An 18,841-nucleotide genomic window follows, 5' to 3' on the forward strand; every position below is an offset into this window, starting at 1 on the left:
TACAGTTGGCCCGTTAGTTATACACGCCCTGATGGCAATGTTTCTATTTTGGTGCAATACGCAGGTTATTACTTGTGGCCAGCTTTAGTGGGGAAAATTGCTGGCGTGCCTGTCGCAATGTTTGCGCAACATTTGTGGTTGCTGGCTGGGTGTTGGCTTGCGCTGCGTATGTTGGTGATTTTGACAAATGTGCGCACTTGGATTGCTGCGCTTGGATTGCTTCTATTTGGTGGATGGGATGTTGTTGCGCAATGGTTATTTGAGTCAGTTAAACATTCCAATGTGCTGATATATTTTGACACTCAGAATATAGAGCAATATTCGTTTCATACATGGCTGATTACGCCAACAATGCTCGATTTCTGGCCGACGACAGAACTGATGCAAGGTATTTGGTTTGGTAATTTTGTGTCGTTGTCAGCTTCTCTTATGTGGGCGCCACATCAAATTGTAGCGGGCTGGCTTGTTGTGGGGCTGCTGTGTCACGCCTGTTATCAACAGAAAATAATGACAAGCCTATTGGCTTGTGCACTGTTGGCGTATTACGCACCAATGATTGCGCTCGGTTTGCTGCCGATGGTATTGGTGTTGGTGGTTTGGCAATGGGCTAATACGGGCTGGCGTAGAGAAGATGTTTTTCTAACCATGGTTGGCATAAGTGTCTTGAGCGTATTGGGTATTTACTATGTCAGTGTGTCTGTTGGTAATCAGCCGTATGGTGTACTGCCCATCATTAAAATGGATAAATTTATTTTTCTAATTTTTTTATTGAAGAGTTGGCTGCTGTACGCGGTTTTTATTTTTCTATACCGTCATTGGCTAGATAAAAAAATGAGGTTTTTTTCAGGAGCGATATTCTTTTCAGCCGTGATATTACCTTGTGTTTATTATGGTGTGTATAACGATTTTATGGTGAGATCTTCGTCAGCTGTGTACTTTGGTATGTTGCTGTTAGTGTTGGCAATATTTCACAACTTATGGGCAAGTGGTTTGCATTGGCGTGCCGCACTCTTGATTGTGTTGTTGCTTCCAGGAATATTTTCAGGCATATCCAATGTATTAGTGGCAACGACGCATGCTGATGTGAGAGTAGCTGGCAAAAGTATTGCTAACTATATTGGTGGCTGGCAATTTATGGGGCGAGAAGACTCATGGTTTGTGCGTTACTTATCAGCTGAATTACAAACACAAAAATAGAAGCGCGATATGGAGGGCGTATGAAATTTTTTATTCAGCATGCTTGCAGTAAAAAATTTTGGTTTTTATTGGCGTCATTCTTTTGTTTTTTGTCTCCATATGTGCACGCCGCCTCCACCGCAATCCCCGCTCCGCTTGAACCTTGGCGTGCGTGGGTGCTGGATGCGCACAAAGACCTCACCTGCCCGCCGCAGTACGCCAATTTGGGTGAGCGCTTTTGTCGCTGGCCGGGGCAGTTAACGCTGCGGGTGGATGTGCAGGGTGCGTCGTTTAATCAGACTTGGCAGCTCTACAGCGAGGGCTGGGTGTCGTTGCCCGGTGATACAGAACACTGGCCGCAAGCGGTGCAAGTGGATGGACACAGCGCGGTGGTGCTAGAGCATGACGGGCTGCCTTCGGTATGGCTGCCGGCGGGTGAGCATCGTGTGCAAGGGGCAATTCACTGGGCGGAGATGCCCACGCGCCTGAGCTTGCCGCAAGACAGTGGTTTACTGAGCTTGACGCTGAACGGCAAGCCAGTGGATCAGCCTTCCATCGACGAGCAGGGCAGTGTGCTGTTCGGTGAGAGCAGCGCAAAACAGGCGGTCGCTGATAGCCTCGCTGTGCAGGTGTTCCGTCAAGTGCAGGACGGTATTCCGCTGCAAATGGAAACCGTGTTGCGTCTGCGTGTCGCCGGTCGCGACCGCGAAGTGCTGCTCGGTCAGTTTTTGTTGGATGGCTTTGCGCCGCTGTCACTCGACACACCGCTGCCCGCCCGTATTGAGCCAGACGGTCGCCTGCGTGTGCAGTTGCGCGCTGGCGAATGGGCACTGAGGCTGCATGCGCGCGCGGTTGATCAGCCGCTCACTTTCTCCAGCAAAAAAATGGATGAGGCGTGGCCGGCGGAAGAAATTTGGTCGTGGCAGGCTGATCGCAGTCTGCGTCAAGTCACGCCATCGGCGCCATCGGCGATGGATCCTTCGCAGACCGATATGCCCGCCGAGTGGCGGCAGTCGCCGGCGTGGCTGATGCGGGCAGGCGAGCAATTGACGCTGACGGAAACCCAGCGCGGTGATACGCAGGCAGCGGGAGATACGGCGGGTGAGCCGCTGAGTTTGCAGCGCGACTTGTGGCTGGATTTTGATGGTGGTGGCATCACAAGCCGCGACACTGTGAGTGGGCGTTTGAATCGCGCCAGCCGTTTTTCCACTGCACCGGAGCAAGTATTGGGGCGCGTGGAAGTGAATGGTGAACCGCAGTTGATCACCCGCCTCGACGAGCAGGCAAAGGAGTCAGGTATAGAGTTGCGCGCTGGCGCACTCAACCTGTTCAGCGTTAGCCGTTTGATGCAGCGCGATGCTCTGCCCGTGACTGGCTGGCAGCGTGACATGAATCGCGTCTCGGCCTCTTTGCACATCCCGCCCGGTTGGATGCTGCTGCACGCCGAAGGCGTAGACAAGGCGACAGGTTCTTGGTTGTCGCGCTGGGATTTGTGGGCAATTTTCTTGGTATTGATTGTGTCAGCAGCAAGTACTCGCTTACTGGGAGTTCCTGCTGGTATCGTGGCATTACTGACGATGTTGCTGACTTATCAAACCAATAGCGCCCCTGTTTTGCTGTGGTTGATTGCTCTGATTGGTGTTGGCTTGCTGCGTGCTTTGCCTGTGGGTCGTGTGCGGCGCGTGGTGTCGGTATGCAGTGGTGTGGTCTTTGTCGCGCTGACTATGTTGCTGCTGGATTTTGCCGTCGATCAGTTGCGTGCCAGTGTGTACCCGCAGTTGGAGTTGGGGCGTTATGCGTCCATTGAGCGAGGTGGTTCGCCCAATACAGGCATGGTCGGTGCGGCGATGAAAGTGGCAGAACAGGCGATGGACAATGTGCCAGCGGCGGCACCAGTCGCGCAGCAATTGGCACTAGAAAGTGATGCCATGCTGCGGCGCAGCAAAGCAGAGCCGTCACAACAAAACTTAAAGCGCGGCTATGACGCAGATGCCAAAATTCAAACAGGACCCGGCGAGCCAAACTGGCGTTGGCAAACTGTGCGCTTGCACTGGAGTGGACCAGTGATACGCGATCAAACTTTGCGTCTGTATTGGCTGTCGCCGCCGTTGCACATCCTGTGGCGCGTGGTATCGGTGCTGCTGTCCTTCCTGTTTTTAGTGCTACTGCTGCGAGAAATTGTTCCTGCTGCACAGCGCCGTTTGCGTTTCGGAGGCAGCAAAGCCATCGTGCCTATGCTGTTACTGGGTGTATTGATGTTGCAAGGTCAACCCGTGAACGCGCAAGAAAATAGCGCGGTGTTTCCGAGCAAGGAGCTGCTGACGGAGTTAGAACAGCGCCTCACGCGCTTGCCCGATTGTGCGCCGCAGTGTGCGTCGGTGAATCGCGCGCAGATTCAAGTGAGTGCCGATAGCCTGCGTATCAACCTGCAAGTGGATGCGCAAGAAGCCGTTGCCGTACCGCTGCCTGCCGCGCGCAACCAATGGCAGCCGCGCGTTGTACTGGTGGATGATGCCGCGACCAACCGTTTGCGGCGCGATGACAAAGGGCAGTTGTGGTTGGCGCTGTCTGCGGGCAGCCATCAGGTGGTGTTGGAGGGTGTGTTAAGCGGCGATGCACTGCAACTGACTTTCCCTATGACGGTTTACAACGCCAGTGCCAGTGCAGAGGGTTGGCAAGTGGCGGGCATCAGCGATGGACGCATTCCCAATGGCAGCGTGCAGTTCACGCGCAGCGCACCCGCGCAAGGTGGTGCTGATGGCGCAAACACCGCGCGTTTATTGCCGGATACCGCTCCCGCTTTTGTGCGGGTGACGCGCACGCTGGTGCTGGGTTTGGATTGGCAAGTGCAGACGGATGTCGAGCGTTTAGCGCCAGCACAAGGCGCTATCAGCCTTTCTATACCTTTGTTGCAAGGTGAAGCAGTGCTTACTCCCGGAGTAGAGGTGAAGGATAGTCGCGTGTCGGTTGTGATGGCTGCTGACACCCAGCATTTTGCATGGAGCTCGCGCTTACCGCAGACGCCCTCTCTGACATTGACGGCAGAAAAAGGCGTGGCTTGGGTCGAGCGTTGGCAGTGGGATGTGTCGCCGATTTGGCATGCGGCGTTCAGCGGCTTGAACCCCATCAAGCAAGAGGCGCGAGCCAATCCGCTGCCGTCGTGGCAGCCGTGGCCGGGTGAAGGTTTGCAAGCCACCATCTCGCGACCACCAGCTGTTGCGGGCAGCACGCGCACAGTGGAGTCAGCAAATCTGGATTACCGTCCTGGCGCGCGTTCGGCAGATGCCACGCTGCAACTACAGGTGCGCAGCAGTCAGGGCGGCGAGCTTCCACTTGTGCTACCCGCTGGCGCGCAAGTGCAGCAGGTGACGATTGATGGCGTGGCGCAGAGCAACCCAGCCTCGCCCGACGGCAAGCTCAAACTGCCACTGCATCCGGGCAGCCAACAGTTGAGTGTGAGCTGGCGACAAGAAACCACAGCGGCTTGGAAAATGACCACGCCACAACCGCAGATCGACGAGCCGTTGAATAACATTCGCTTGACCCTACATTTGCCGGAAGGTCGCTGGCTACTGGCGGTGGGCGGTCCTTTGATGGGCCCTGCCCTGCTGTATTGGGGTGTGTTGGCCGTGGTGATTTTGGTAGCGATTTTGCTCGGCTACAGTCGTGCCGCACCGGTGGCGACTTGGCAGTGGTTGTTGCTCGGCATCGGCATGAGCACGGTGAACGCGGCAGGTAGTTTGCTGGTGGTGGCGTGGTTTGTAGCACTGGCACGGCGCGCAACCGCGAACACGACGGCGTGGCGCAGCGGCAATTTACAACTGGTGCAAGTGGGTTTGGTGGTGTTGAGTGTGATGGCGCTGATTACCTTGGTGGGAACCATTCCCGCGAGTTTATTGTCATCGCCAGATATGCAAGTCGTCGGCAATCAATCCAATCTCAGCGAATTACTGTGGTATCAAGATCGCAGCACGCAAGGGTTGCCAACGGCGTGGGCGTTGTCGGTACCGATGTGGATTTATCGCGCGGTGATGCTGCTGTGGTCATTGTGGCTCGTGTTTTCGTTGATGAAATGGTGTCGTTGGGCGTGGCAGTGTTTTAGTGCAGGCGAACTGTGGCGCAGCTCGTTGCCCTCTGTTAAAAAAACAACCGTTGTGCAAACGAAAGGTGAAACGCAATCGTGAGTGATTCCGCAGTAGCAGCCGCGAATACCGTGAGCATGGATGCCTGCAATATTCCGCATCAAGTCGCGCTGGTGTTATCGGGCGGCGGCGCGCGCGCGGCGTATCAAGTGGGCGTGATGAAAGCCATCGGCGAAATTTTGCCCGCGAATTGCGCCAATCCGTTTCCCATTATTTGTGGCACTTCAGCGGGCGCAATCAATGCCGCAATGTTGGCAACACAAGCCGATCATTTCACGCAAGGTGTTAAGCAATTAGAGCAAGTGTGGCGCTCGTTGCATGCAGAAAAAGTGGTGCATGTCGGCTACGTTGGTGCTTGCCAGCAGTTTGGAGATTACTACTCTCTTTTTTCCGCAGTGGCGTTTTCGGTAGACCACTGTCCTTGTTTGACAATATGCCGCTGTACCATTTGCTGCTTGAAAATATTGATTTTCAGTATTGCCGGAATTGATTGAGCGCGGTTATCTGCGCGCGTTATGTATTACTGCGATGGGTTATCACAGCGGTCCAGGTATCAGCTTTTTTCAAGGGCACGAGCAAATCGAGAAACTGGCATCGTATACATCGTATTGGTTTGCGTGAAAATATCACGCACAAGCATTTGATGGCATCTTCTGCGCTGCCCGCATTATTTCCAACCGTGCACATTCACCGCGAATTTTTTGGCGATGGTGCGATGCGTCAATCATCACCCTTAGTGCCGCACTGCATTTAGGCGCAGAAAAATTCTCGTGATTGGTGAGTGGCAGAAGAAATCTTGGTCATTTAGAAATCAATCGGAATCGAAAAGGTTTTTTCGCCTTCGCTGGCTCAGATTTTTGCACAGATGTTGAACAGCGCGTTTGTTGATTCGATGGAAGAAGATATCAATATGATGCACAGGTTCAATGACTTTGTGCACAAACTGTAATGGAAACAATAAAAACGATTTAAATGCTCGCGCCGTTGATACGCTGGTTATTTCCCCAGCGTACACTTTGACAATCGTGCTGCCAAAACATATTGCGAGTTGCCAAAGCCGTTGCAGGTTTTCCTTAAAACTATCGGTGCTGCCCGCTCGAAGGCGGCGGCTGCGGGTATCGCTAGCTATTTGCTGTTTGAATCAACTTACTGCGAAGAACTGATTCTGCATGGCTATGAAGACTGCATGGCGCAGGCGGAGAAAGTCAAAGCGTTTTTGATGTAGTCATAAAAAAACCGATAGGGTTGGCTATCGGTTTTTTTGTTAGTGAGTCGCGTTGAAATGAAAATTAACTTTTCTTGCTGCCTGCGCGTTTTCTTTCGTTTTCAGTTAACAGTTTTTTGCGCAAGCGAATAAAGTTTGAGGTGTGACTTCACTAACTCATCATCCTCAATAAACTCCAACGCCTGTTCCAGTGAGTGAATCGGCAGCGTAAGAATTAAAACCTCATCGGTGCCGGCGGCGCGGATATTGGTGAGCTGTTTTGCTTTCGTTGGGTTGACCACCAAATCATTGTCGCGCGAATGCAGGCCAACGATTGGCCTTCGTACACATCGACATTGGGATCAATAAACAAACGCCCGCGATCTTGCAAACTGAACAAACCGTAAGCGAGAGTTTTGCCTGGTGTCATCGACACTAAAACGCCATTGATGCGCCCACCCAAGTCACCTGTTTGGCAGGACCGTAGTGATCGAATACGGAAGTCGATTACCGGAGCCAGAAGTCATGGTGAGGCTGTTGCGGAAACCGATCAAGCCGCGCGATGGCGCAAGGTATTTCCAAACGCACGCGACCTTTGCCGTCGATTTCCATATTTTTTAATTCGGCTTTGCGGCGACCCATTTCTTCCATGATCGGCCCATGATGTTGTTCTTCCACATCAATCACCACCACTTCAAACGGTTCGTGAATGGCGCCGTCCACTTCTTTGGTGACTACTTCTGGGCGCGACACCGAGTTCAAAACCTTCGCGGCGCATACTTTCGATCAACACAGAAAGATGCAATTCACCGCGACCCGAGACGATAAATTTGTCGGGGCTGTCGCCTTCTGCCACGCGCAGTGCCACATTGTGTAGCAGCTCGCGCTCGAGGCGCTCTTTGATATTGCGGCTGGTGACAAACTTGCCGTCTTTGCCAGCGAAGGGTGAGTTGTTGACTTGGAAAGTCATGCTTACGGTGGGCTCGTCCACCACCAGCGGGGGCAGGGCTTCCACCGCATCCACTTGGCAGATGGTGTCGGAGATGTTGAGTTGGTCGAGGCCGGTGATGCACACCAAATCGCCCGCCGTGGCTTCTTCCACTTCCACGCGCTCCAAGCCCAAGTGGCCCATCACTTGCAGCAGTTTGCCTTGGCGCACTTTGCCGTCGATGTTGATGATTTTTACTTGCGAGCCGGGTTTGATCTTGCCGCGCTTGATGCGGCCGATGCCGATTACGCCCACATAGGAGTTGTAGTCGAGCGCGGAAATTTGCATTTGGAACGGGCCGTCGAGATCGACATCGGGGTGCGGCACACGATCCACGATCATCTGGAACAGCGGGCTCATGTCGTCGGCCAGCGTGTCCACTTCGAGACCGGCCACGCCGTTGAGGGCGGAGGCGTAGATCACGGGGAAGTCGAGTTGTTCGTCGGTTGCGCCCAATTTGTCAAACAATTCAAAGACTTGATCCATGACCCAATGCGGTCGTGCGCCGGGGCGGTCGACTTTATTGATCACCACAATCGGCTTCAGGCCGTGTTCAAAGGCTTTCTTGGTCACAAAACGGGTCTGCGGCATCGGGCCGTCGAAGGCATCGACCAGCAGCAGTACCGAATCCACCATCGACAGTACGCGCTCTACCTCGCCGCCGAAATCGGCGTGCCCAGGGGTGTCCACGATGTTGATGCGGTAGCCGTTCCAATCTACGCCGGTGTTTTTGGCGAGGATGGTGATGCCGCGCTCGCGCTCTTGGTCGTTGCTGTCCATCACCCGCTCAGCTTCTTGTGCGCGGCGGTCGAGTGTGCCGGATTGTTTCAGCAACTTATCGACCAGCGTGGTCTTGCCGTGGTCAACGTGGGCAATGATGGCGACATTGCGCAGCTTTTCGATCGGGTGAGCGGAGGACATGGGAGGGGATACCGGTGGATGGGCAAAAGGGGGCGCATTATACATAGGGCGGGGATGGCTGAGATGCATCTCGGTGCCGCTCAATCCTCCTTTAGAATAGCGAACCTAAATGATGACAATAAAAATAAAGGGTAAGCCATGCTGTTTAATTCTGTGGGCTACATATTTGTTTTCTTTCCCGTTGTAGCCATTGGCTATTTTTTTCTAAACAGTAGATGCAGCGCGAAGATCGCCAATATTTGGCTAGTGGTCGCCTCACTGTATTTCTACGCCTATTGGAATCCTATTTATTTACTGCTAATGGCTTTGTTGGTCATGATATTGGTTTGCAAAGTGTAACGCTGCCATTGGCGATTAGTTTTTTTACCTTTCTTCAAGTGGCCTATTTGGTTGACTGCTATCAAAGAAAAGTCAGCGAGAGAAATTTTGTCCACTACACACTTTTTGTAACTTATTTCCCGCACTTAATTGCCGGCCCGTTAGTGCATCATACGGACCTAATGCCAGAATTTTCTAAAAAAGAAAATAAACATATTCATTGGCCTAATGTCCTAATTGGTATGTATATTTTCTCAATAGGGCTTTTCAAGAAAGTGGTATTGGCCGATACCTTGTCTGTGTGGGCGGATGCTGGGTTTGACGGTGGTCAGCAGCTCGGTTTCTTTGATGCGTGGGGCGCAAGCTTAAGTTATACGCTGCAGATTTATTTTGATTTCTCTGGCTATAGCGATATGGCTATCGGCGCTTCTCGAATTCTAAATATTGCATTGCCTCAGAACTTTAACTCGCCATACAAGGCTTTGGATATACAAGACTTTTGGCGCCGATGGCACATCACTTTGTCGCGATGGCTGAGGGATTATTTATACATACCATTAGGCGGAAATCGCAATGGATCAATACATACAGGTATCAATGTATTCATTACATTTCTTTTGGGTGGGCTGTGGCACGGCGCTAGTTGGAATTTTGTTATTTGGGGTGCTATCCATGGGTTAGGTGTTGCGGGACATCGTGTGTGGCGCGCAATGGGTTTGCGAATGCCAAAGCTCATAGCTTGGGTATTAACTTTTATGTTCGTTCATATCGCGTGGGTATTTTTTCGAGCTAAAACGCTTGACGATAGTTTGCGCATGTTGCGAGGGATGGTGGACATTGATACTGCTGTATTGTCAGAGCCATTTGCCTTGGCAATAAATTACTTCATTGGGATGACGCCCGCATTTTTTTCTTCAAGTGCATTCCCGCATCTTTTGCCTATTTCTGCCTTATTTTGGCTATTGGCAGCTACGGCATTGGCTGTATTTGCGCCCAATGCCAATGAGTTGGCAGAAAGATCGGCTAAAGATTGTAGTCTGACATTCTGTGTAAAAGTTGCCGTGGTTTTTGGCGTTCCTTTGTTCCTTATGCTGTATATGTCATCCAGAATTTCTGCGTTCATCTATTTCAATTTCTAGGTGCTTATCATGAAAGAAAAAAAGGCAAGCATTCTAGTTGTGTTAATGATCTTGAGTGGCTTTGTTCTGGGGCCTGCGTTGTTGGTTTACTGGGTAGATCCTTTTCAGGTGTATCACCCTAGCTTTTTGAAGCAGACTGGTTACGGAAGCAATCAGTGGTACCAGCATGCTGGATGGGTAAATACAGTTTTATCTAACCCAGAAGAAAAGTATTCAGCGGTCGTGCTCGGTTCATCGGTGGCGGCAAATTATGATCAACATCTATTTGAAAGTAAGTTGCCGTCGTGGGGGAGAGTGATGAATCTTTCTGTTAATGGTGGCGTTCCGAAAATGCAATCTAGCATTGCTGAAAGCGTATTAAACAAAGCAAAAAATGTTAAGCATATATTTTGGGATGTACATTATTTTTACGCGATTGGTTCAGAAGTTGGAAAAGATTTAGATTTTCCATACTATTTGTACGATAAAAAACTTTATAACGACTCGCCTTACTTTTTTAATAGCTCAAATGTGTATTCAAGCATTAAGGAGGTCTTCGGCAATTACTCAGAGTTTTCGTACGACATTATCAATAATGGCCCTTGGTATCAGGGGCTTCTTAATGCAGGAAGATTCGATGTCTTTTCTCCTGTTGAAAAAAAGAAAGAAATGCTTGGCAAGCTAAACTTTGATTCCTCTTTTTCTCCGCAGAAAAAAGAAGAATATTCAAGGCGCCTTTATCCAAATGTTGATAAGCATCTACTGGATATTGTTATGCCTATTTGTAATTCAGATATAAAAGTTGATATTGTTTTCTCTCCAACAACGCGATATTTTTATGCAACAACCTTAGATGTTGACTTTTTATATAAGCAAATATATATGCGGCGCTACATCGTAGAGAAAGTACAGCGCTGTAATAATGTGAGAGTTTTTGCATTTGATAATGAAGATTGGATAACCACAAATCTGGCGAACTATGCAGATTTCTTTCATTTTGATAAAAAAATCAATGGATATATTCTGGAGTCAATCGCTTCTGACAAGCATCAGCTGACCCTATCAAATATTGACGAGTATGAGCGGCAGTTTATTGCGGCAATCAATGCATATCCTCAGTTATTCAAGGCGCAGCTGCAGGAATCTGAGCAGCATTAAAGAATGTTGGTAATACTTATCTCGGCTGTTATGTGTGAACGGCATTACAATGGCCGCCAGTAGATTGAGCGGAGACCCTCTATGACTTGGATGGATAGCATCAAGTGGGATGCCGATGGTCTAGTACCCGCCATCGCCCAAGATCACAAAACTGGTCGCGTGTTGATGGTGGCGTGGATGAACCGTGCAGCGTTGGCTGAAACCGCGCAGCGCGGTGAAGTGGTGTACTGGTCGCGCTCGCGACAAAAACTGTGGCACAAAGGCGAGGAGTCCGGCCATGTGCAGCGTGTGCATGAAATTCGTTTGGACTGCGATGCCGATGTCATCGTGCTGCAAGTGGAACAGCAGGGCGGTATTGCCTGTCATACAGGGCGAGAATCCTGCTTTTATCGCGTATTAAAAAATGGCGAGTGGCAAACAGTGGATCCGGTGTTGAAAGATCCTTCACACATTTACGGCGCATGATATGCAAGATGTATTGAAACAATTGACCGCAGTGTTAGAAGCGCGCAAACAAGCGGGCGACACTGAAAAATCCTATGTTGCCAGTTTGCACGCCAAAGGCTTGGATCAAATTTTAAAGAAAGTGGCTGAAGAGTGCGGTGAAACGCTGATGGCAGCAAAAGATATGCAGCACGGCGGCGAAGGAAATAAATTAGTGTGCGAAACGGCTGATTTGTGGTTTCACACGCTGGTGATGCTGTCGCATCAAGGTTTATCCGCGCAGGATGTATTGAATGAGTTGGCACGACGGTTTGATTTGTCGGGCTTAGACGAAAAAGCAGCGAGGTAAGGTTATGGGTTTGGGTAGTCCAATTCATTGGCTGATTGTATTGGCGATTGTGATTTTGATTTTTGGTACGGGAAAATTAAAAAATCTTGGCAAAGATTTAGGTGCATCTATTAAAGGCTTTAAAAAAGCCATGAATGAGGAGGAAGAATCTCCATCGCAGCAAGAAACCAAACAATTGCCTGATGATAAAAAAGATCAATCCAACTAAGCGGTAGTGCGCAGTGTTTGATGTTGGTTTTTCTGAGTTAGTGTTGACTGCTTTAGTCGCGCTGATTGTGTTTGGGCCAGAGCGACTGCCGCAAGCGGCACGCACGGCTGGTTTATGGATAGGCCGTATCAAACGCGTACTGGCGGACACGCGCCGTGAAGTGGAGCGCGAATTAGGTGCTGATGAAATTCGTCGTCAATTGCACAATGAATCCGTGATGAAAAGTTTGAACGAATCGCCGCAAGCAATAGCGCGCGCCGTGAATGACATCGTGATGCCAGAAGAAAAATTGCCTGCAGCGCCTCCTGTCGACACAGAGAAAAATTAAATGCCTGTTGAGCCGCCCATGCAAGATGATGAAGTTGTTGCACAGGAACAGCAGCCGCTGATCACGCATTTATTGGAGCTGCGACAGCGCTTGCTGTGGTGTATTGGTGTCATTCTGTTGGTGTTTATTGGTTTGGCATTTTTTGCCAAAAATTTATTCCATTATTTGTCAGAGCCGCTGCTGCACTATTTGCCGAGTGATACCGGTATGTTGGCGACAGAAGTAATCGCGCCGTTTACTGCGCCTTTCAAGTTGGCTTTTGTGGCAGCCATTTTTCTCTGCGTGCCGTTTTTGCTGTACCAAGTGTGGGCATTTATCGCACCTGGGCTTTATCAGCGAGAAAAGCGTATTGCCATGCCGTTATTGGTTTCTAGTGTTGCGCTGTTTTATGCCGGCGTCGCGTTTGCTTACTATCTGGTGTTTCCGGTGATGTTTGGCTTTATGAGCAAAATATTGCCGGAGGGTGTGACTTATGCGCCGGATATTTCTCGTTACTTGGATGTCGTGCTCGGCATGTTTGTCGCATTCGGCTGCACTTTTGAAATTCCGGTCGCGACGGTGTTGTTGGTGTTGATGGGCGTTACATCGTCTGCCGCACTCAAAGAAAAAAGGCCGTGGATAGTTGTGGCTTGTTTTGTTATCGCCGCCGTGTTGACACCGCCAGACGCCTTGTCGCAGTTGATGTTGGCCGTGCCTATGTGTCTGTTGTTTGAGGCGGGTATTTTCTTCTCGCGTTTTGTTGAGCGTCGCCATGACGACGCGACAGACTAATTTTTCTCACGCTCTCAAAATTACTGCGGCGGAAAAGACTTTCTGCGCAGCAATAATTATGGCAGTGCTAGCCTATTACTGGAGTGTGTTTTTTTACTTCGCCCTGAATGCAGGGCAGGCCGATGATTTTGTCGATGTGCTCTGGTTTATAGAAATCTTTTTATCGCGCACACAGTGGCAGGAATGGTTTGCGGTTATCGCGCTGCCTAACCACGAACACATCACGGTCATCAATCATTTCCTGTATTTGCTTGATTACGCGCTGTTCAAAGAAATCAATTTTTTTCATTACATGTTGCTGGGCAATGTCATTCTGCTGGCGTGTTGCTGGGTATTGGCAGATTGGCTGAAAGCGATTGTGGGTTGGTGGTATGCGGCAGCAATCGCCGTTGGATTTTTTTTCAATCTCTATTATTGGAATGCCAGCTTTTGGGCGATGACAGCCATTTCCAATCAGATTGTGATTTTGTTCGCTTTATTGGCGGCGCGCTGTCTTGCACGCAATCGTGATGCCATCACAATGCCACTGTGCTGGTCGCTGTTGGCGATACTCAGTCAATTTAATGGTTTGTTGGTTTTGCCGGCATTGATTTCTGCGAGCTGGTTGGCTGCTTATAGCAATGGAATACCACAAAATTATCGCCAGTTAGCCGCGTGGCTGCTGGCATTTTTTGTAAGTGCAGTGCTGTATTTTTGGTATGAAAATCCTTTTGCTGCGGATCATTTATGGCGCTATGTGCTTTACACCGATCCTGCCAATTTGCAGGAATACATCAAGCCGAGTTACGGCAAGCCGGTTACTGCTTTGGGTGAGATTACACAAGCGGTACTGTCGTGGTTTGTTGTCATCGGCGCGACGGTTTTTGATTTAAAACTGTGGATTCCTGCTGCTATTTTTGGTGGTGTCATGCTGTGCATTTTTCTGCGCAATGGCCGATCAACTGCCGTAAGAACGGATATATTTTTTATCGCGATACTCTTATTCATTTTGGTTTCATTGGCGTTAGTGGCAATTGGTCGCGGCCGTGCGTTTGGCGAAGTGGCAGGTTTAACTTATCGCTATCGATTGTATTCTTCGTTGCTGTTGGTGTTGTTGTGTGGCAGTTGCTTGCAGGTTTACAGCTGGCGTTACTTGCGTGTTGTGCTGTTGGCTGCGTGTGCAGTGTTTCAAGGTTTGTCGTGGTTGGTGTTGGATGATATTGCTGAGGAGCGCAATAACATTAAAGTTTCACACTACAACTGGTTAATTGACGGCGGCATGGGGCGATCACAAATGCCGTTTTATCCGCACAATCAAGACCTGCGTTTGTTTAATGCCTATTACAGCGGTTACTACAATCCTTACGAAGCGATTGATGCGCGCTATAAGCCTGCTCATTTGGAATCCGCTGCAACTAGCGATTGTGAGCGCAGCAGCAACAAAACAGCGCAGACACAGGTGCAGGCTTACAGTAAAAAAGCGCGCGCCTTGGCTGTGGAGTTGCGTCTCAGTGTTCCTGTTTCTGACTCGGCTGAGTTTTTGTTTTGCGGTGCGCAGGCATATAGTCTTTCACTCTCAGCAAAAAATATCGATCAGCAGACAAAACAATATTGGCCGATCGTGGTCTTGAAAAAACAGTTGCCGCCATCACAATATCGCGTGTTATGGTGGAACAATACAGATAATCAATATGAAGAAATTGGTGGGATTCGTTTCCCTTAGTATGGTGGTTTTAGGCATTCCTCTATGAAAGATGTTTTTATTATCAGCAACCAGAATGGTTTATTTTTGGGTAAACAAGCACAGTGGCTGGATGAAAATGAACCGGCGGCTGTGTGGCGTTCACCGCATCGTGATATTGCGCTTAATCATTTGATTGAAAGTAATGCGCGCGATATTGACCAGCGCATGGTGTTGTTGCAGTGCCCTGTCAACGAAAAAGATATTCCCTTGTTAGGTGATGCGGAACCTGCGCGCCGCACCGCGCCGGTGACTTTTGATGAACCGGAAGCCAACGCAGCAGAGAGCGAACTTGCTGAGGATGAAGTCGAAGAAATATCTGAAGAAAATGTTGTGGTAGAGGAGAGCGCCGCCGAGCAAGGTTTGGCAGAAGAATGAGTGTCTTCGAGCAACGCCTATCTTTTCTACAACAAAACGCACAACACAATTTATTGTGTGGCATACGGCGCGGCATCGAAAAAGAAAGTTTGCGCATTGATGCGAATAGCCAGTTAGCGCAAACGCCACACCCACAAGCTTTAGGCTCGGCATTAAAACATCCGTTGATCACCACCGACTTTTCCGAAGCGCTGCTGGAATTTATTACACCGGTTTGCGAAAGCATCGATAAAGCTTTGGGTCGTTTGCACGATATTCACGCCTACACCGACAGCGTGTTGCGCCAGCAAAATGAAAAAATTTGGCCGGCGAGTATGCCTTGTTGTTTGGGTGCGGATGACAGTATTCCGCTTGCACAATACGGCAGCACACACGCCGCGCGCATGAAAACCATTTACCGTTCTGGCTTGGGTTATCGCTACGGCAGAAGCATGCAGGCGATTGCCGGTATTCACTACAATGTCTCGTTCCCTGATGATTTTTGGCGAGCGCTGCAAGAACAATCTGGCGATAAAGCGTCGCTGCAAGATTTTAAAACGCGTCGTTATTTTGATTTAATTCGCAACTTCCGCCGTCATTTGTGGTTGTTGTTGTATTTGTTCGGTGCGTCCCCCGCTTTGTGTGCCAGTTTTGTGCAAGGACGAGAGCATCAGCTGCAAACTTTTAATGGGCGCAGTGATAGTTTGCATCTGCCTCATGCTACTTCACTGCGCATGGGAGGCTTGGGTTATCAAAGCAATGCGCAAGCAAAATTGATGGTGTGTTACAACGGCCTGCCCAGTTATATCCAAACCTTAAAAAAAGGCTTAATCACGCCGTACGCGCCCTACGAAAAAATTGGTGTGCGTGATGCAGAAGGAAATTATCGACAGCTCAGTACCAATTTATTACAAATTGAGAACGAGTTTTACAGCACAATTCGCCCCAAGCGTGTAACCGATTCTGGCGAAACACCGATTCGTGCGCTGCATGAGCGCGGTGTGGAATATATCGAAGTGCGTTGTATGGATCTCGATCCGTATTTGCCTTTGGGAATAGATGCTTCCGCTGCTGCTTTTATCGAAGCGTTTTTATTGTGGTGTGTGTTGAGCGACAGCCCACTCACTGATGAAGAAGAATATGTGCGGTTAGCGCGTAATCAAACGGCAATTGTGGAACGCGGACGCGATACCGCATTGCTGCTGGATGACGGTAATGATTTGCGCAGTGTTGCTGCGTGGGGTTTGTCGCTGATGGATGAAATGTCTAGCTGTGCGCAGTTGCTTGATCAAGCCTACGGTGTAGATACTTATAGCCGCAGTGTTGCAAGCCAAAAAGAAAAATTGCAGAGCAGTGAATTGACAACCTCGGCGCGGTTGCTCAAAGACATGCGCGTACAGCAAAAATCTTTTGCACAATGTATTGAAGATTTAGCCGAGCAGCACGCGAATTATTTTACTGAACATTCGCTGTCGCCTATGCAGTATCAATACTATGCGGATATGGCGGATTCTTCGATAAAGCAACAGCTGGAACTGGAGCAAGAAGGGTCTAAGAGAACATTTGAGGAGTATTTGGCCGCGTACTACGCACAATACGATGCGGTTTAAAAGGTTTTTTACTGAGTTAAAAAGCGCAGCATGTGTACGAAATGTTTTTCAGCATTTTGAAAAGCGTGATCGCCGCCATATTCAATCACCGCAGGGCTGCGAGAAAAATGTGTAGTCGCCTCGCGAAAATTGAGTATTTCATCTCCTGTTTGCACCATGAGCAAGAAGCGTTCTGGGTGCGAAGGCTCCGCTACATACATTGAGCGCAAATCATCCACATGTTGTTGTGTCAGCACATAGCTGTCTTGCGTGTGATGGTTTTTGTTTTCACCCAAATACTGCGACAGAGAATCAAACGGCGTGATAGCAGGATTGATCAACACTGCGCGCGCCTGAAATTTTTCTGCCAACCAAGCCGCGTAAAAACCGCCCAGCGAACTGCCGATAAAGCCCGTGCTCTGCGGTGCGCGGGCCGCCAAATTTTCCAGCTGCTGCATTGCGATTAATGGAAAAGGGCTCAGTGCAGGGATATGCAGTGTGATTTCAGGATGATGGTTAGAAACCCACTGACGAAATTGTTGTGCTTTGTGCGATTGCGGCGAGCTGTTAAAGCCGTGGATATAGACAATGGAGTGAGACATAAGCGCGCATTAATTAAATTCGTCGTAGCCGCGCGGCGCGTTTGGGTCACGCACCAAGCTGCCCACGCGCACCACAGCAGTTTCAAAACTGCCATCGGCTTGCAAAATAAAACGGCGATAGCCAGGTGGAAAATCATCTTCTGCATAGTCTGCACTATTTTGTTTGAATTGAATGCAAGTCGAAGGCGTGGACAACAATTGATAGTGCTGGCGCAGCTGCAAAAACTCTTGGTGCACATGGCCGTTACAAACAAAGCGTAACTGCGGCGTGTTGTCGAACAGTGTGAGTAGTTGTTCGGCGTTGGCAATGCGCTGCGGATCCAGCCATTCACAGCCCACCGGCACCAGTGGGTGGTGCATAAAAATAGCGATGTATTTATCGGCGTGTTCGCGCAGTGTTGTCGCCAACCAAGTCAGTTCACTTTGCGCAATCAAACCGCCGACTTCGCCTTCCACATGGCTATCCAGCAATAAAATTAACCAGTTTTGCGCGACAATTTTTTTGGTATTTTGTTGCTCGCGATGCGCGGTACTCGCCATCGGTGCGAGATGGTCGTGATTGCCGGGCAACCAAAAAAACGGCATCGGCAAACGCGTTAACTGTTCTTGCAGCAAACGGTAAGCGCGTTCGTCGCCTTCGTGTGTTAAATCGCCCGTAATTAGCGCGAGGTCTGCGGTTTCATGGGCGACAACGCCGTCGATCACTTGGCTGAGGCTGTTGTAGGTGTTGACACCAGAGAGCAGGCGCTCGCGCTCGTTGTGTATGTGACAGTCTGTGATTTGGAGCAGGTGTATCGGTGCTGCTTTGTCAAACTGGTAAATCATCCTCGACCGCCTGTTGTCGCAATGCATCTCTGTGTAGCTGCAACCATTGCAGGGCGATGATGCTTGCGGCGTTATTGATTGTTCCAGCGAGCATAGCATTAAAAACGGTTTCAACGGCAAAGCAACGCACGCGAATATCCTCGCCTTCTTCCGGCAAGCCGTGAATGCTGTCGAGCTCATACGGCAGCGCGCACAGCGCACAAAACAGTTGCAGGCGTTCATCGGTACCGCCGGGGCTGCTGTAGTAGCGCACGATAGGAATTAATCCCTCCGCATCAATCGACAACCCCGTTTCTTCGGCGACTTCGCGCACGGCAACATCCGCTGCATGCTCGCCCGCTTTCATCATGCCAGCGACCACTTCCCACACCCATGCGCCCTGCTCATTGTCGAGACAACCGATGCGAAATTGTTGCGCCAACGCTACGCGATCGTGTTGCGCGTCATACAACAACACGCCGACAGAATCGCCGCGCACAAACAATTCGCGCGTGATGGGTGTACTCCATCCGCCAGAAAATAATTTGTGTTTTAAGCGATAGCGCAGCACGCGAAAGAAACCGCTGAACGCAGTTTCTGTTTTTTCGATTGCGATATCGTTTTTGTGGAACGGGCTATCCATG

15 protein-coding genes and 3 pseudogenes are annotated in these 18,841 nt (G+C 49.8%); 14 read left to right on the forward strand and 4 right to left on the reverse strand.

Going from position 1 to position 18,841, the window contains the following annotated elements; translation table 11 throughout:
• The 4 genes from R3E63_09335 to R3E63_09350 form a co-directional block, all read left to right on the forward strand.
• Positions 1-1,197: hypothetical protein (locus R3E63_09335; protein ID MEZ5540126.1), on the forward strand; the 1,197-nt coding region annotated here is incomplete at its 5' end.
• A gap of 20 nt (positions 1,198-1,217) precedes the next feature.
• Positions 1,218-5,360: a hypothetical protein gene (locus R3E63_09340; GenBank protein MEZ5540127.1), complete on the forward strand. Its 4,143-nt coding sequence runs from the start codon at positions 1,218-1,220 to the stop codon at positions 5,358-5,360.
• On the forward strand, positions 5,357-5,812 hold the full coding sequence (locus tag R3E63_09345; GenBank protein ID MEZ5540128.1) for a patatin-like phospholipase family protein: 456 nt from the start codon (positions 5,357-5,359) through the stop codon (positions 5,810-5,812). Before R3E63_09340 ends, R3E63_09345 begins: the two co-directional genes overlap by 4 nt.
• 119 nt (positions 5,813-5,931) lie before the next feature.
• A complete protein-coding gene (locus R3E63_09350) occupies positions 5,932-6,072 on the forward strand; it encodes a hypothetical protein (GenBank protein MEZ5540129.1) in 141 nt (46 codons plus the stop codon).
• A gap of 535 nt (positions 6,073-6,607) precedes the next feature.
• Here the strand turns inward: R3E63_09350 and typA are convergent.
• Positions 6,608-8,431 (reverse strand): annotated as a pseudogene (gene typA, locus R3E63_09355) (translational GTPase TypA).
• 215 nt (positions 8,432-8,646) lie between these two features.
• Between typA and R3E63_09360 the strand changes: the two are divergent.
• From R3E63_09360 to gshA, 10 genes and pseudogenes are all read left to right on the forward strand, one after another.
• Positions 8,647-9,888 carry an MBOAT family O-acyltransferase gene (locus R3E63_09360; GenBank protein MEZ5540130.1) on the forward strand — a complete coding sequence of 414 codons (1,242 nt, stop codon included), beginning with the start codon at positions 8,647-8,649 and terminating at the stop codon, positions 9,886-9,888.
• A 9-nt stretch (positions 9,889-9,897) separates the two neighbouring features.
• Positions 9,898-11,025: a hypothetical protein gene (locus R3E63_09365; protein MEZ5540131.1), complete on the forward strand. Its 1,128-nt coding sequence runs from the start codon at positions 9,898-9,900 to the stop codon at positions 11,023-11,025.
• An 81-nt stretch (positions 11,026-11,106) separates the two neighbouring features.
• Complete coding sequence (gene hisI / locus R3E63_09370; GenBank protein ID MEZ5540132.1) at positions 11,107-11,490, forward strand: phosphoribosyl-AMP cyclohydrolase; 384 nt, start codon at positions 11,107-11,109, stop codon at positions 11,488-11,490.
• Between the two features lies 1 nt (position 11,491).
• On the forward strand, positions 11,492-11,818 hold the full coding sequence (locus R3E63_09375) for a phosphoribosyl-ATP diphosphatase (protein ID MEZ5540133.1): 327 nt from the start codon (positions 11,492-11,494) through the stop codon (positions 11,816-11,818).
• Between the two features lie 4 nt (positions 11,819-11,822).
• Positions 11,823-11,981 (forward strand): annotated as a pseudogene (locus R3E63_09380) (Sec-independent protein translocase subunit TatA).
• A gap of 58 nt (positions 11,982-12,039) precedes the next feature.
• Positions 12,040-12,261, forward strand: a pseudogene (gene tatB / locus R3E63_09385) (Sec-independent protein translocase protein TatB).
• Between the two features lie 93 nt (positions 12,262-12,354).
• The gene (gene tatC / locus R3E63_09390; protein ID MEZ5540134.1) at positions 12,355-13,125 is read left to right on the forward strand and encodes a twin-arginine translocase subunit TatC; all 771 of its coding nucleotides are present in this window, start codon (positions 12,355-12,357) and stop codon (positions 13,123-13,125) included.
• A gap of 58 nt (positions 13,126-13,183) precedes the next feature.
• Positions 13,184-14,827, forward strand: a complete 1,644-nt coding sequence (locus R3E63_09395) for a hypothetical protein (protein MEZ5540135.1) — start codon at positions 13,184-13,186, stop codon at positions 14,825-14,827.
• 24 nt (positions 14,828-14,851) lie between these two features.
• On the forward strand, positions 14,852-15,223 hold the full coding sequence (locus tag R3E63_09400) for a hypothetical protein (protein ID MEZ5540136.1): 372 nt from the start codon (positions 14,852-14,854) through the stop codon (positions 15,221-15,223).
• Positions 15,220-16,812, forward strand: a complete 1,593-nt coding sequence (gene gshA / locus R3E63_09405; protein ID MEZ5540137.1) for a glutamate--cysteine ligase — start codon at positions 15,220-15,222, stop codon at positions 16,810-16,812. Before R3E63_09400 ends, gshA begins: the two co-directional genes overlap by 4 nt.
• 8 nt (positions 16,813-16,820) lie before the next feature.
• Here the strand turns inward: gshA and R3E63_09410 are convergent, their stop codons facing one another.
• From R3E63_09410 to R3E63_09420, 3 genes are read right to left on the reverse strand one after another with little or no spacing between them, the layout of a single operon-like run.
• Positions 16,821-17,393: a YqiA/YcfP family alpha/beta fold hydrolase gene (locus tag R3E63_09410; GenBank protein MEZ5540138.1), complete on the reverse strand. Its 573-nt coding sequence runs from the start codon at positions 17,391-17,393 to the stop codon at positions 16,821-16,823.
• 9 nt (positions 17,394-17,402) lie between these two features.
• On the reverse strand, positions 17,403-18,218 hold the full coding sequence (locus tag R3E63_09415) for a metallophosphoesterase (GenBank protein ID MEZ5540139.1): 816 nt from the start codon (positions 18,216-18,218) through the stop codon (positions 17,403-17,405).
• On the reverse strand, positions 18,202-18,840 hold the full coding sequence (locus R3E63_09420; GenBank protein ID MEZ5540140.1) for an NUDIX domain-containing protein: 639 nt from the start codon (positions 18,838-18,840) through the stop codon (positions 18,202-18,204). The genes R3E63_09415 and R3E63_09420 overlap by 17 nt, the downstream gene beginning before the upstream one ends.
• Position 18,841: the final 1 nt, after the last annotated feature.

This window comes from Pseudomonadales bacterium (genome assembly GCA_041395665.1).
GTDB lineage: Bacteria > Pseudomonadota > Gammaproteobacteria > Pseudomonadales > UBA7239 > UBA7239.